General features: G+C 61.9%; 12 protein-coding genes. 5 read left to right on the plus strand and 7 right to left on the minus strand.

Going from position 1 to position 13,466, the window contains the following annotated elements:
* Nucleotides 1–37 precede the first annotated feature (37 nt).
* Together ACR0BA_RS12925 and ACR0BA_RS12930 are read left to right on the plus strand one after the other, a co-directional pair.
* Nucleotides 38–733: an ABC transporter ATP-binding protein gene (locus tag ACR0BA_RS12925; protein WP_170372157.1), complete on the plus strand. Its 696-nt coding sequence runs from the start codon at nt 38–40 to the stop codon at nt 731–733.
* On the plus strand, nt 730–3,255 hold the full coding sequence (locus ACR0BA_RS12930; protein WP_480728293.1) for an ABC transporter permease: 2,526 nt from the start codon (nt 730–732) through the stop codon (nt 3,253–3,255). Before ACR0BA_RS12925 ends, ACR0BA_RS12930 begins: the two co-directional genes overlap by 4 nt.
* A 2-nt stretch (nt 3,256–3,257) precedes the next feature.
* On the opposite strand, the gene ACR0BA_RS12935 is transcribed toward ACR0BA_RS12930, so the two are convergent.
* Nucleotides 3,258–3,704 carry an RrF2 family transcriptional regulator gene (locus ACR0BA_RS12935; RefSeq protein WP_170360231.1) on the minus strand — a complete coding sequence of 149 codons (447 nt, stop codon included), beginning with the start codon at nt 3,702–3,704 and terminating at the stop codon, nt 3,258–3,260.
* A 97-nt stretch (nt 3,705–3,801) separates the two neighbouring features.
* On the opposite strand from ACR0BA_RS12935, the gene ACR0BA_RS12940 reads away from it, so the two are divergent.
* Nucleotides 3,802–4,371 (plus strand): gamma-glutamylcyclotransferase family protein, encoded by a 570-nt coding sequence (locus tag ACR0BA_RS12940; protein ID WP_480728295.1) that lies wholly within the window; start codon nt 3,802–3,804, stop codon nt 4,369–4,371.
* A 71-nt stretch (nt 4,372–4,442) separates the two neighbouring features.
* On the opposite strand, the gene gltX is transcribed toward ACR0BA_RS12940, so the two are convergent.
* Nucleotides 4,443–5,768: a glutamate--tRNA ligase gene (gltX, locus tag ACR0BA_RS12945; protein WP_480728297.1), complete on the minus strand. Its 1,326-nt coding sequence runs from the start codon at nt 5,766–5,768 to the stop codon at nt 4,443–4,445.
* A gap of 74 nt (nt 5,769–5,842) precedes the next feature.
* Nucleotides 5,843–6,178 (minus strand): DUF1801 domain-containing protein, encoded by a 336-nt coding sequence (locus ACR0BA_RS12950; RefSeq protein WP_480728627.1) that lies wholly within the window; start codon nt 6,176–6,178, stop codon nt 5,843–5,845.
* A gap of 214 nt (nt 6,179–6,392) precedes the next feature.
* Between ACR0BA_RS12950 and ACR0BA_RS12955 the strand changes: the two genes are divergently transcribed.
* On the plus strand, nt 6,393–7,325 hold the full coding sequence (locus ACR0BA_RS12955) for an MBL fold metallo-hydrolase (RefSeq protein WP_170601236.1): 933 nt from the start codon (nt 6,393–6,395) through the stop codon (nt 7,323–7,325).
* On the opposite strand, the gene ACR0BA_RS12960 is transcribed toward ACR0BA_RS12955, so the two are convergent.
* From ACR0BA_RS12960 to ACR0BA_RS12970, 3 genes are all read right to left on the minus strand, one after another.
* The gene (locus ACR0BA_RS12960; protein WP_480728299.1) at nt 7,326–8,657 is read right to left on the minus strand and encodes an NAD(P)/FAD-dependent oxidoreductase; all 1,332 of its coding nucleotides are present in this window, start codon (nt 8,655–8,657) and stop codon (nt 7,326–7,328) included.
* A gap of 144 nt (nt 8,658–8,801) precedes the next feature.
* Nucleotides 8,802–9,077 (minus strand): hypothetical protein, encoded by a 276-nt coding sequence (locus ACR0BA_RS12965; RefSeq protein ID WP_480728301.1) that lies wholly within the window; start codon nt 9,075–9,077, stop codon nt 8,802–8,804.
* A gap of 298 nt (nt 9,078–9,375) precedes the next feature.
* Nucleotides 9,376–11,034, minus strand: coding sequence for an NAD+ synthase (locus tag ACR0BA_RS12970; protein ID WP_480728302.1), 1,659 nt, complete (start codon nt 11,032–11,034; stop codon nt 9,376–9,378).
* Between the two features lie 156 nt (nt 11,035–11,190).
* Here ACR0BA_RS12970 and ACR0BA_RS12975 point away from each other — a divergent pair, with 156 nt between their 5' ends.
* Nucleotides 11,191–12,663: an MORN repeat-containing protein gene (locus ACR0BA_RS12975; RefSeq protein WP_480728304.1), complete on the plus strand. Its 1,473-nt coding sequence runs from the start codon at nt 11,191–11,193 to the stop codon at nt 12,661–12,663.
* Between the two features lie 4 nt (nt 12,664–12,667).
* Here the strand turns inward: ACR0BA_RS12975 and ACR0BA_RS12980 are convergent, their stop codons facing one another.
* Nucleotides 12,668–13,333 (minus strand): SDR family NAD(P)-dependent oxidoreductase, encoded by a 666-nt coding sequence (locus ACR0BA_RS12980; RefSeq protein WP_480728306.1) that lies wholly within the window; start codon nt 13,331–13,333, stop codon nt 12,668–12,670.
* Between the last annotated feature and the right edge of the window lie 133 nt (nt 13,334–13,466).

A 13,466-nucleotide genomic window follows, 5' to 3' on the forward strand; every position in this document is an offset into this window, starting at 1 on the left:
TCCATATCCCAAATGACTGCCCCTTTCGGAAAGACTTATGACTGAACCCGTTCTGACACTCCAAAATGCCGCTTTGTCGCTGGATGGCAATGCCGGACCCGTTGAAATCTTGCGGGACATCAATCTGACCGTCAAAGAGGGAGAGACGCTGGGCCTCGTCGGCCCATCCGGTTCGGGCAAATCCTCGCTGTTGATGCTGATGGGTGGGCTGGAGCAGACGACCGCGGGTCGCATCACCGCACTGGGGCAGGACCTGACCTTGATGAGTGAGGACGCGCTTGCCCGCTTTCGTCGTGATGCGATGGGCGTCGTTTTCCAGAATTTCCATCTGATCCCAACGATGACGGCGCTTGAAAACGTGGCCACCCCGCTGGAACTGGCCGGTCACCGCGATGCCTTCGATCGGGCCGAGGCCGAATTGGCGGCGGTGGGGCTTTCGCATCGGCGTGATCACTACCCGGCGCAACTGTCAGGCGGCGAACAACAGCGGGTCGCGCTGGCCCGCGCTTCGGCCCCGCGGCCTCGGATCCTGTTGGCGGACGAACCGACCGGCAATCTGGATGAGGCGAATGGCGCGGCCATCGTTGATTTGCTGTTCGGCCTGCGTGACCGGCACGGGGCAACGCTGGTTCTGGTCACACACAGCCACTCGCTGGCCCGCAGTTGCGACCGGGTCGTCCGATTGCGCGACGGCCGCATCACCGAAGAGGCCAGCCAAGAGGCAGCGGAATGAGCTTGCGCCTGGCGACGCGCCTGGCCCGACGTGAACTCAGGGGCGGCTTACGCGGCTTTCGGGTTTTTCTGGCCTGTCTGACCCTGGGGGTTGCCGCCATTGCTGCGGTTGGATCGGTGCGGCAAGCAATCATGACTGGCCTTGCGCAAGAGGGCGCAGCCTTGCTGGGCGGCGATGCCCAGATCGAGCTGACCTACCGCTTCGCAAACGAAGCAGAAACCGCATGGATGGAGCAGAACGCCGATCGCGTGTCCGAAGTCGTCGATTTCCGCTCGATGGCCGTGACCCGCAGCGACGCACCGCAACGCGGACTTACTCAGGTCAAGGCCATCGATGACGCCTATCCTCTGATCGGCACCGTCCAACTGGACCCCGAAATCTCGCTGTCCGAGGCGTTGGACGGAAATGCCACTCTTCCCGGGGCAGTGATGGACCCGGTTCTGATCGAGCGTCTGGGGCTGGACATCGGCGACAGTCTTGCACTGGGCACGCAGGACTTTGTGCTGTCCGCCGCCCTGATATCCGAACCCGACGCGGCCGGAGATGGGTTCACCTTGGGCCCGCGCACATTGGTTCGCACAGCCGATCTGAAAGACTCGGGCCTATTGCAGCCCGGCACGCTGTTTTCGACCAAATACCGTATGGACCTGCCGGTCGGAGCCGACCTCGCAGAACTCTCGCAACAGGCCGAGAGCGTTCTGCAAGGCTCAGGACTGCGCTGGACCGATGCGCGCAACGGCGCACCCGGAATTGCCGAATTCGTTTCGCGCCTCGGCGCGTTCGTGGTGCTGGTGGGTCTCTCGGGTCTGGCTGTGGGCGGCATCGGCGTGTCCGCGGCCGTACGCGCCTATCTCGCCCGAAAGACCGAAACCATCGCCACATTGCGCACCCTGGGCGCTGACCGCGCCACGATCTTTCAGACCTATCTGATCCAGATCGGCGTCCTTTCGGTTGTCGGGATCGCCGCTGGTGTAGCCCTTGGCGGGCTGGCGCCGATTCTCCTGGCACCCCTGATCGAAAGCCGGCTTCCCGTACCGGCCGTTTTCTCTGTCTATCCGCAACCGCTGTTCGAGGCGGCATTGTATGGCCTGCTGACCGCCTTGCTGTTCACCCTGTGGCCCCTTGCCCGGGCTGAGGACGTCCGGGCAGCGACCCTGTTCCGCGATGCACTGAGCAGTGCCCGCAGGCTGCCCCGCGCCGCTTACCTGTTGGCGACGGGCCTGGCCCTGGCGACACTGATCGCCACCGCCGCTTGGTTCAGCGGATCCCCCTGGCTGACCCTCTGGACCGGAGGTGGATTTGTCGGCGCATTGGTGCTGTTGGCGCTGTCGGCCCATGGCATCCGCTATGTGGCAAAAAGGGCCGCCACACGCGCCCGTGGCCGCCCGGCGTTGCGTTGGGCACTTGCCGCAATTTCCGACCCCCGCGAAGGTGCCGCATCGGTGGTCCTGTCTCTGGGATTGGGGCTGTCGGTACTGGCTGCGGTCGGACAGATCGACGGCACTCTGCGCAATGCGATATCCGGGAACCTGCCGGACGTGGCGCCGTCGTACTTTTTCGTGGACATCCAAAAAGACCAGATGCCCGGCTTCAGCAGCCGGCTTGAAAACGACCCCGGTGTCACACGCGTAGAAAGCGCACCAATGCTGCGCGGAATCATCTCGCAGATCAACGGCCAGCCCGCACATCAGGTTGCGGGCGATCATTGGGTTCTGGAAGGCGATCGCGGCGTGACCTATTCGGACAACGCGCCACAAAACGCCCGCATCACCGCCGGGGAATGGTGGCCAGAGGACTATTCAGGCCCGCCTCAGATCAGCTTCGCCGCGGAAGAGGCCGAGGAAATGGGTCTCAAGCTTGGTGACGAACTGACTGTGAACATTCTCGGGCGTGATATCACCGCGACCATAACATCGCTGCGCGAGGTGGATTTCTCGAACGCGGGCATGGGATTCATCATGTCGATGAATCCGTCCGCACTGGCCGGCGCGCCTCATAGCTTCATTGCAACGGTTTATGCCGAGGAAGAGGCCGAGGCAGCCATCCTTCAAGACCTTGCGACCCAGTTCCCCAACATCACCGCGATCCGGGTTCGGGACGCGATCGACCGTGTCTCGGGCCTGCTTGCCGGTTTGGCCTCGGCCACCTCCTACGGCGCCGGTGTCTCTTTGCTGACCGGTTTTCTGGTCCTGATCGGCGCAGCGGCCGCGGGAGAGCCCGCACGTCGCTACGAGGCCGCAATCCTCAAGACGATCGGCGCAGATCGCCGACGGATACTTCTCAGTTTTGGCTTGCGCTCGGCGCTTCTGGGTGCGGCTGCGGGCTGCGTGGCGCTGCTGGCCGGCATCCTTGGCGGCTGGGCGGTGGCGACATTCATTTTCGATACCAGCTTTGCGGTGATATGGCCTTCGGCATTGGGTATCGTCGCTGCCGGGCTGGCCGTCACGCTGCTGGCAGGGCTGTTCTTCGCCCTCCGCCCCCTATCCGTCAGCCCAGCCCGCGTCCTGCGGGCCAGCGATTGAATTCAACGCACGCAGGTAACGGGTTGCAGAATTTTCAGCAGGGGATCGTTGTCACAAACCAAAGCATCCAACGATATTTCATCCAGCGACGCAAAGAAGACCTCGGCCGCGTCCTGCAGCGCCAGACGCAGGCGGCAGGCATCGGTCAACGGACAGGTGTTGTCGGCATCCGCAAAACACTCGGCGATCGGCAAACTGCCCTCGACATGGCGAAAGACGGATCCGATCCGGATCTGGTCCGCCGGCCGCCCCAGAGTCATTCCACCGTTGCGACCGCGCTGCGTGCTCAGATACCCCAGCTGACCCAGCTGGTTGATGACTTGCGCCAGATGGTTTTCCGAGATGTTGCAGACATCCGCAATCTCGGATTTCGTCACGAGCCGATCCGGATGTGCAGCGCAATACATCAACAGCCGCACGGCGATATTTGTTCGTTTGGTGATCCGCATCAGATCCTCCCCCCGAATTTCAAGATGCAGCCTTATTGCACAGACCGCAAAAAAACGGTTTGACATACATCAATCGTCAAGAAGGACAGCACGCGACATGGCAGAGCCCTATTTCTTTGGCTATGGCAGCCTCGTAAACCTTGCCACGCATGACTTTCCCGACCCGCGCCCGGCGCGACTCAAGGGCTGGCGCCGGGCGTGGCGGCATACCGATCTGCGCCCGGTCGCCTTCTTGACCGCAGTGCCGGATCCCGCCTGCGAGATCGACGGCATGATCGCACATGTCCCCAAAAACGACTGGGCGGCACTGGATGAACGGGAGTGGGCCTATGATCGGATCCCCGCCACCCACGCCATAACTCATCCTCTGAAGACAGAGGTCGAGATTGCGGTCTATGCGGTTCCGGAACAGCACCGCAAGGACCCGACCCACAGCCACCCGGTTTTGCTCAGCTATATAGACGTTGTGGTGCAGGGGTATTTGCGCGCATTCGGCTTGCCGGGTGTCGAGCGTTTCTTCGCCACGACCGACGGGTGGGACGCGCCGATCCTGAATGACCGGAACGCGCCGCGTTATCCGCGCCACCAACAGCTTCACCCCGACGAAACAGCCTTGGTCGATGAGCACCTGTCCCGGGTTTCGGCCCGGATCGTTCAAACCGCGTGAAGAAGGCGGGCGCCTGCAGCACCCGCCTCTGGTTCTTGTTCAGATCAAAGGCGACACCGCCCCGCGGTGTCTTATTTTCGCGCCCGCACGACCTGCAGCAACGGCAGAAAGGTCGCCATCTCGGGGCCACGCTCCATCCCGGTCAGCGCCTTGCGCAACGGCATGAACAGGCCCTTGCCCTTGCGGCCGGTCGCCTCTTTCACGACCGCCGTCCACTTGCCCCAGGTCTCGCCGTCAAACGGCCCCTCGGGCAGCAGTTCCATCGCCTGCGCGACGAATTCGCGGTCTTCGTCGTCGATCAGCGGCTCGGCCCCGTCGCGACACAGCTCCCACCAGCCCTTCAAATCGTTCAGCGTGGTGATGTTCTCACGCGCCATCATCCAGAACGGCTCGGCCAATTCATCGGGTACACCGGCCGCGGCCACCGCGTCGGCAACCTTCTCGAGCGGCAGCGTCTGCAGATACCGGGCCGTCAGCGGGAACAGATCCTGCACGTCGAACTTGGTCGGCGCCGACCCGAACCGGGTCACGTCGAAACCTTCGATCAACTCGGCCATGTCGCTGCGCAGTTCCACCGGATCCGAAGACCCCAACCGCGCCATCAGGCTCAACAGGGCCATCGGCTGCACGCCCTGCTCGCGCAGATCGCGCAGCGCCAGCGTGCCAAGGCGCTTGGACAGCGCCTCACCCTGCGGGCCGGTCAGCAACGAGTGATGGGCAAAACGCGGGACGGTTCCGCCTAGCGCCTTGATGATCTGAATCTGGGTCGCGGTGTTGGTCACGTGGTCGGCGCCGCGCACCACGTCGGTCACGCCCATCTCGGTGTCGTCCACGACCGAGGCCAGCGTGTACAGCACCTGCCCGTCGCCACGGATCAGCACCGGATCCGACACCGAGGCCGCATCGATCGACACGTCACCCAGAATGCCGTCCGTCCACTCGATGCGCTCATGATCCAGCTTGAACCGCCACACGCCGTTGCCGCGTTCAGACCGCAGCGCCTCTTTCTCAGCCTCCGACAGGTTCAGGGCGGCGCGGTCATAGACCGGCGGCTTGCCCATGTTCAGCTGCTTCTTGCGCTTGAGGTCCAGCTCGGTCGGGGTCTCAAAGGCTTCGTAGAACCGGCCGATCTCGCGCAGCTTGTCGGCGGCTTCCGCATAGCGGTCCAGCCGGTCCGACTGCCGTTCGACCCGATCCCAGTGCAGACCCAGCCACTCGAGATCCTGCTTGATCGCATCAACATATTCTTCCTTCGACCGCTCGGGGTCGGTGTCGTCGATACGCAGGATGAACGTGCCGCCGGCCTTGCGGGCGATCAGATAGTTCATCAGCGCGGTGCGCAGGTTGCCCACATGAATATAACCGGTGGGCGAAGGGGCGAAACGGGTGGTTGTCATGGATGTCTCCTGTTGGCGCGGCTCATGTCACATGAGCGCGTTTTTGTCCAGAAGGCGGTGCGAATGCTTGCCGTTTACTCGGACTTGATGGGCCAACGTGATGACAGGTCATCCAACCCTGCGCGGATCAATTCGGCCAGCACGTCCTCGTCAATGTCCGACAGCTTGTTCACGTACAGACATGATTTGCCGGTCTTGTGCTTGCCCAGGCGCGCTAGAATACTGCCGAAATCGGAGTAGCCCGGCATGATATAGATCGAAAACGCGGCCTTGCGTGGGGAAAACCCGGTGGCCAGAAACGTGCCTTCCCGCCCGGACTTGTAGCGGTAGTCATACCGCCCGTATCCAACGATGGATGGCCCCCACATGACCGGCCGAAACCCGGTGACGGTTTCAAACAGGGTGTTCAGCCTCTACGCCTCCGCGGCGCGCGCGGCCGGCAGGATCGCTGCCAAGAATTCCTGGACGCTTTGATCGGTCGGAACGGTTTTGTTTTCTGAGCGGGACATGAACAAGATTTAACATGCGTTCGGCCAGCGCGCAGCCCATATGGTAGAGTGGAAAGTGGCAATTATCCGAAAGCGTTCTAATTCGTCGCACGTAATCTGACAGGGAGACTTTGAAATGACCATGAAACTGACCCGCCGGGCCGCTTTGGGCACCGCCGCTGCGCTACCTTTTGCGTCTATCGCGACACAGTCACTGGCTGCCGGGGCCGAAACCAAGGCCAACTCGACCGTCGCCCGCAGCTTTCAACTGGGCAATTTCACGGTCACGACCCTGTTGGATGGCAGCTTGCCGCGAGACGGCGCCCAAGAGATTTTCGGCGGTGGCGCGTCAGACGAGGAGTTTGCCAAGGTATCCGCCGACAATTTCATCTCGCCCGACATTGCCCAGTTCTTCTTCACGCCAACGCTCGTCAATACCGGATCCGAACTGATCCTGTTTGACACGGGATTGGGCCAAGGCGGTATCCAGAAGGCTCTGGCCGATGCGGGCGTTGGCCCCGAGGCGATCAACGTTGTGGTCCTGACCCACATGCACCCCGACCACATTGGCGGCATGACGACCAACGATGCCGCGACCTTTCCGAACGCACGCTATGTGACCGCCGCGGCCGAGTACGATTTCTGGTCAGCACAGGAGGCCGGCAACCGCGTCGGCGACCTTGTGGCAGCCAAGGTCACCCCGATGACTGAAAAGATGTCGTTCATCGAAGACGGTGGCGAGGTTGCATCCGGCGTGACCGCCATGGCGGCCTTCGGGCATACACCCGGACACATGGTCTATCATCTCGAAAGCAACGGTCAGCGGCTGATCCTGACCGCCGATCTTGCCAATCACTATGTCTGGTCCTTCGCGCATCCGGAATGGGAAGTCCGGTTTGACATGGACAAGGCAGCGGCAACCGCATCGCGTCGGAACGTGTTGGGTATGCTGGCCGCGGACAAGGTCCCGATGATCGGGTACCACATGCCTTTCCCGGCCGCCGGCTATGTCGAGCCGCGCGGCGAAGGCTTCCGCTTTGTACCTGTCAGCTATCAGATGATGGGCTGATCAATACCCCGGGTCCGGCCGTACTTTCGTTCCGTCCGAAAACCGCGACAGTCGAAAGGCGGCCGGGTCAACACAAGGCGCTGTGTTCGTCACCAGATCGGCCACCAGGCGGCCGGCACCGGGCCCTATGCCAAATCCGTGTCCCGAAAATCCGGTTGCGATCACCAGTCCCGGGATTTCCTGCACGTTCGAGATGACCGGGATTGCATCCGGGGTCACATCGATCATCCCGGCCCAGCTCTGCACGATTTCGGCACCAACCAGGGCCGGAAGCGCCTGACGGGCCTTGGCCCATGACTTGCGGAGCGCCTTCTGCGACGGCTCGGGGTCCAGTATCCGACAGAGTTCGAACGGGGTTACGTCGGTGGACGCCCATGACCGGCGCTGACGCGCCTCAATGGTCCAGCGGTGCGACAGGCGGAATCTGAGCGATTTCCATTCCTGCGCAAATGCCGGCAGGAATTTCGCGGCCAACCGAAAACTGTCAGGCACGATATCCACCGTGTTTTCATGGCCCGAGGCGATCGTGTACCCGCCGTCGGCGCGTTTGCGAATGGCAAAATCATCCGACCACAGAGCTGTTTCCGGACCCGGTTCCACAGGCGAGGTCCGAAGAACCGTGTTCAGCACCTTCAGCTGTGGCAGGGCAATTCCTTCGTTGCCGGCAAACAACCGCGACCATGCCCCCCCGGCCAGAACCACTTGATCGCAAGCGACCCGCCCCCGTTCCGTGTAAACCCCGGCAACACGACCAGCTTGCAGGTCGAGGCAGCGTACCGCGCAATTCGTCATGATGACCGCGCCTTGGTCACGCGCCGCCTCGGCCAACGCCGGAGCAACCCATTGCGGCTCGGCCCGTCCGTCCTGTGGCGTGAAAAGCGCGGCCTTCAGCTTGGTCTTGAGGCCGGGCATGTGCTGTTCCAACTCGGATCCGGAAACCATGCGCGCTCCGGTCTGGTAGCCTTCGAGGTTTCGCAACCAGCGTTCCATATCAGCTGCGGACCGGTCGGTCCGCGCACCGAACAGAATGCCGGATTGCACATAGCCGGTTTTGCGCCCGATCCGCTCATCAAGCGATTGCCAGATCCTGAGCGACTCGGTCATCAACGGTATTTCGCGCGGGTCGCGCAGCCCCAGGCGAACCCAGCCCCAGTTCCTGGAACTCTGTTCAGCGCCGATCTGGCCCTTTTCACACAAGAGGACGGAATTGCCACGTTCCGCCAGTTCCAGCGCAGTTGAGACACCGATAATCCCTCCGCCGACGATCACGACGTCAACGGATTTGGGCAGGCAAAGATCGGATTCAACAGGGTTGGGCTTGGGGCCGGGCATCAACGGATCTTGTTAGTCAGACACGAGCTTCATCGAGCCTTGGCAAACGTCACCCGGCAATCCTGAATAACGGAAAAAGCATCACTTTGTTCGGCTGTGTGGCGTCGATGCAAACGCCACAATGCAATTAGACCGGCACCCGGTTCAGGCCGCGCCCGAGAACTCGGCCCATTTCTGACGCAACAAAGCTGCGACACCCGAGTTTTGGGCCTCTGTCTCGGTCTCTTCGGGTTGAAGCTCGGGCAATTCCGGGTGTTTGGCTGAGAACTCCTCGGACGGTTTCTCGCTCTCTGTGTCAGCCTCGGCCAACACACCGGCGATCGCCGCTTCTAGACGCGCCTCATCCAATTCGCGCGCCGGCGTCTCCATTGTCTTGTACCTCAACGGCGCATGCAGCGGTTTGTCATATCCATCAACCATCGGACCACCTAAACCTTATAACCGGCACCCCACCACGGATGCGTCACCAGAAAACTTGGTCTTCAACTGCGCTTCGGCCGACAGATCAATGCCCGGCCCCCGCGCGCCGATCTTTCAAAATATGTGGCAAGATCGGTCCTAAACTATGGCAAAAAATGTCCAAAAAACAAGGATGCGGCCAAGCGCTGTCAGCAAAACCGCCCCACCTGCAGAACAGTCAGGGTGGAGTCCCGTTATTGCTGCCAATTTGTAAACAAACACCCGGACCCGGGCACGGGGCGCTCAGCCGCAGTTTCCGTCAGCTCGGATCGCGCCAGCGATTCACGATCGGATAGCGCCGGTCCAACCAGAAGGCCCGAGGTGTCAGGCGGGTGCCCGGCGCGGACTGAAAGCGTTTGTATTCGCTGATATAGATCAGGTGCTCGACCCGGCGGGCATCAGCCTCGTTGTACCCGGCTGCAACACAATCCGCGATTGAGCCGTCCTGATCAACCAAGATGTCGAGAATACCGTCCAGGACCGGGTAATCGGGAAGGCTGTCGCTGTCTTTCTGATCCTCGCGCAGCTCGGCACTGGGTGGTTTGTCGATGACCGAGGGGCGAATGACCTCGCCGGCCGGTCCTTTCATCCAGTCGCGGTGATTGGCATTGCGCCAGCGGCAGGTTTCGAACACCCGGGTCTTGTACAGATCCTTGATCGGGTTGTAGCCGCCATTCATGTCGCCATAGATTGTGGCATACCCGACCGCCACTTCGGATTTGTTGCCGGTGGTCAGCAGCATCTCGCCAAACTTGTTGGACATCGCCATCAACAGCAGACCGCGCAGACGGGACTGGATGTTCTCCTCGGTAATGTCGGCCTGAAGACCATCAAACAGCGGCGCCAGGGTCTCGGTGACGGCGGCGCGGGACTGGCTGATCGGAACATAGTCGTATCGCACACCCAGCGCCTTGGCGACGGCTTCGGCATCCTCCAGCGACTCGGCGCTGGTGTATTCCGACGGCAGCATCACGCAACGCACATTTTCGGCCCCGAGAGCGTCAACCGCGATGGCCGCAACAAGCGCGGAATCGACCCCTCCGGACAGTCCCAGCAGTGCTTTGGAGAATCCGGTCTTGCCCATATAGTCGCGCAACGCCTGCACCATGGCGCGATAGTCCTGCTCCCACGCGTCAGGCTGCTCGGCGATTTCGGCGGGGACGATGGCCCATCCTTCATCACCGCGCCGCAGATCGATCTGCATCACCGCCTCGTCGAAGACTGGCATTCGAAAGGCCAGTTCGCCGCCGGGATTCAGGCCAAATGTCCCGCCATCGAAAACCTGATCATCCTGCCCGCCCACCATGTTGAGGTAGATCACCGGCAGCCCGTTTTCGACCACACGGGCCACCATCTGGTTCAGGCGCACATCGTGCTTGTCGCGGAAATAGGGTGATCCGTTGGGGATCAGAAGAAACTCGGCGCCCGTCTCCTGCAGCGTCTCGGCGACATCCTCGTGCCAGCCATCCTCGCAGATCGGGCTGCCGATGCGGGTGTTGCCCACCGCGTAGGGACCACCCAAAGGCCCGGCGTCGAACAACCGAACCTCGTCGAACACAGTCTCGTTGGGCAAATGGTGTTTCAACACCTTGCTGACGATCCGCCCCCGGCTGAGGATCAGATAGGCGTTGTAGAGGTTACCACCCTCGACCCAAGGCCCACCGATGGCCATCGCCGGACCATCCGCGCAGGATTCCGCCAACTGCTGCACGGCCGCCATGGCAGCCATGTGAAACGACGGCTTCAGAACCAGGTCCTGAGTGTTGTAGCCGGTGATGAACATCTCGGGCAGAGCGACCAGATCGGCCCCCGCAGCGCGGCCCTGCTCCCATGCTGAACGGACTTTTGCGGCGTTGCCTGCAATGTCGCCCACCGTCGGGTTCAGCTGCGCCAGCGTGATGCGGAAATGGTCGGCCATCTTTGCCCTCTTGCCCTAATCACCTGAAAAGGCATTTAGCAGATCAGGCCGCAAGTGAAAGGCCAATGCGGCAAAACCCGTTGCCCGACCTTCATCAGTGTCATAGTTTTGCACGAACCAATGCACCACGGGACAATCGGGCAGGCAGGGACCACCATGAACGCTTTTCGTACAACGATTGCCGTTGCCGCAATGGGCATCGCCGCACAGAGCGCGTCCGCGCAGCAGGGCCAGATCATCACCGCGGATGACGACGTGGGCGGAGTCTACGAAGGCACCTTTGAAAACGGGCTGCGTCACGGAACCGGCACCTATCGCCTGCCAGACGGCTTTGAATACACCGGCGAGTGGGTCGAAGGAGAAATTCAGGGCAAGGGCGTGGCACGTTACGCCAATGGGTCGGTCTACGAGGGCGATTTCGTCAAAGGTCGCCCGCACGGCAAGGGCAAGATCACCTTTGCCGACGGCGGCACCTATGAGGGCGACTGGACCGACGGCGCGATAAACGGAACCGGCATCGCGCAATACGCAAACGGAATGCGCTACGAAGGTGGCTTCAAGAACGCCCAGCATGACGGCAAAGGCGTCATGACCGACCCCGGCGGCTATGTCTATGATGGCGACTGGGTGGACGGCGTTCGCCAGGGCAAGGCCAAGATCACCTATGCGGACGGCGCGGTATACGAAGGCGACATCGTTGCTGGCCAGCGTCAGGGCAACGGATCGCTGACCTTGCCCGACGGCATGATCTATTCCGGCGAATGGACCGAGGACCGGATCACCGGAACCGGCGTACTGAAACAGGCCAACGGTGACGTTTACGAAGGCGCATTGGTGGACGGGCGCCGGCAGGGCAACGGAAAGGCGACCTACGCGAACGGCGATACCTACGAAGGCGATTTCGTCGACGACCGGCGACACGGCAAGGGAACGTTCACTGGCACCGACGGCTATGTCTACACCGGCGACTGGAAAAACGGTCAGATCGAAGGGTTGGGCGAACTGACCTATCCCGACGGCTCGGTCTATGTCGGTGACTTCAAGGCGGACCTCGCCGATGGCAAAGGCCGGATCACCTATCCCGACGGGTCGTCCTATGACGGCGACTGGGTAGCGGGGGTGATCGAAGGTCAGGGCACCGCGACCTACACGAACGGCACGATCCACAAAGGACAGTTCAAGAATGCCCGAACGCACGGCACCGGCGTTCTGACCCGTGCCGACGGGTCTCGCTACGATGGCGAATGGGTAGACGGCGTGCGTCAAGGCAAGGGCACCGCCACCTACGCGGATGGAACGGTCTACACAGGTGACTTCCAGAACGGTCAGCGCCATGGCGAGGGCGAGGTCGTGATGGCGAATGGCTTCAAGTATTCCGGCCAGTGGACCGACGGCAAAATCACCGGCTCAGGTGTCGCGACATATGCAAATGGCGATGTCTATGAAGGCAACTTCGTGAACGGCAAACGCCAGGGCTCTGGAACAATGCGCTATGCAAATGGCGAAGAGGAAAGCGGCACGTGGGAAAACGGCGCTCTGTCGGAAGCAGGCGCGGCACAACCATCGGGCAACGAGCCGCAGGCGCCGGAGGCCGAACAGGACCCGGAAGTCACCCCATCGGACGGATAGCCCGCTACCAGGGAACCGGTTGGCCGGCCCAGTCGAAGAACTGGCCGGTCTGATCAGCCGTCAGACCATCCACAACCCGCAGAAGGTTTTGGGCGGCGTCACTCGGCTCGACCGCGGGATGGCGGCCCAGGTATTTCTGCGTGAACGGGGTCTTGACCGTTCCGGGGTGCAGGGCGACGCAGATCGCATCCTTGTGGGTTCGGGCCAGTTCAATTGCGGCCGTGTGCACGATCTGGTTCACCGCCGCCTTGGCCGCGCGATAGCTGACCCAGCCGCCCAGACGGTTGTCCCCGATCGAGCCCACGCGCGCCGACAGCACCGCAAACACCGCCCGGCCATTGCGCGGCAACAGGCGATGCGCGTGTTTCAGAACCAGCGCCGGCCCCACTGCGTTCAGGGCGAACTGATCCATCATGGCGTTGGCCGAAACCGCCCGAATGGTCTTTTCCGGTTCCGCCCCGTCGATCTCGAGCGCGCCGGACGCGACCAGAACAAGGTCGAACGGCCCCTTGATCCGGCCCAGCATCTCGTCGGCCAGTTCCGGCTGCGTCAGATCCAGCCCGTTTTCCGACCGCGACAGACCAACCACATGGACCGACCGCGACAGAAGCTCGTTGCAGACGGCCCGGCCTATCCCGCCGCTTGCACCTATGACCAAAGCATTTCTCATCGCCCTCCAGCTAGCGGAGTTGCCCACGCAATCAATCCCCGTTTCCGATCCCTTCGCGAAATCGGACAACCGCGCATTTTCCTTCTTTTCATTCCCGGTTCGGGGTGTATAACCTCGGACCCATGATCAACCG

This window comes from Ruegeria sp. CI5 (assembly GCF_056536885.1).

Excerpts from the sequence above, each read along its gene's own strand:
- ACR0BA_RS12980 (WP_480728306.1), bottom strand. The coding sequence starts at position 13,333 with ATGAGAAATGCTTTGGTCATAGGTGCAAGCGGCGGGATAGGCCGGGCC.
- ACR0BA_RS12975 (WP_480728304.1), top strand. The coding sequence starts at position 11,191 with ATGAACGCTTTTCGTACAACGATTGCCGTTGCCGCAATGGGCATCGCC.
- ACR0BA_RS12965 (WP_480728301.1), bottom strand. The coding sequence starts at position 9,077 with ATGGTTGATGGATATGACAAACCGCTGCATGCGCCGTTGAGGTACAAG.
- ACR0BA_RS12935 (WP_170360231.1), bottom strand. The coding sequence starts at position 3,704 with ATGCGGATCACCAAACGAACAAATATCGCCGTGCGGCTGTTGATGTAT.
- ACR0BA_RS12930 (WP_480728293.1), top strand. The coding sequence starts at position 730 with ATGAGCTTGCGCCTGGCGACGCGCCTGGCCCGACGTGAACTCAGGGGC.
- ACR0BA_RS12940 (WP_480728295.1), top strand. The coding sequence starts at position 3,802 with ATGGCAGAGCCCTATTTCTTTGGCTATGGCAGCCTCGTAAACCTTGCC.
- ACR0BA_RS12960 (WP_480728299.1), bottom strand. The coding sequence starts at position 8,657 with ATGCCCGGCCCCAAGCCCAACCCTGTTGAATCCGATCTTTGCCTGCCC.
- ACR0BA_RS12970 (WP_480728302.1), bottom strand. The coding sequence starts at position 11,034 with ATGGCCGACCATTTCCGCATCACGCTGGCGCAGCTGAACCCGACGGTG.
- gltX (WP_480728297.1), bottom strand. The coding sequence starts at position 5,768 with ATGACAACCACCCGTTTCGCCCCTTCGCCCACCGGTTATATTCATGTG.
- ACR0BA_RS12925 (WP_170372157.1), top strand. The coding sequence starts at position 38 with ATGACTGAACCCGTTCTGACACTCCAAAATGCCGCTTTGTCGCTGGAT.
- ACR0BA_RS12955 (WP_170601236.1), top strand. The coding sequence starts at position 6,393 with ATGACCATGAAACTGACCCGCCGGGCCGCTTTGGGCACCGCCGCTGCG.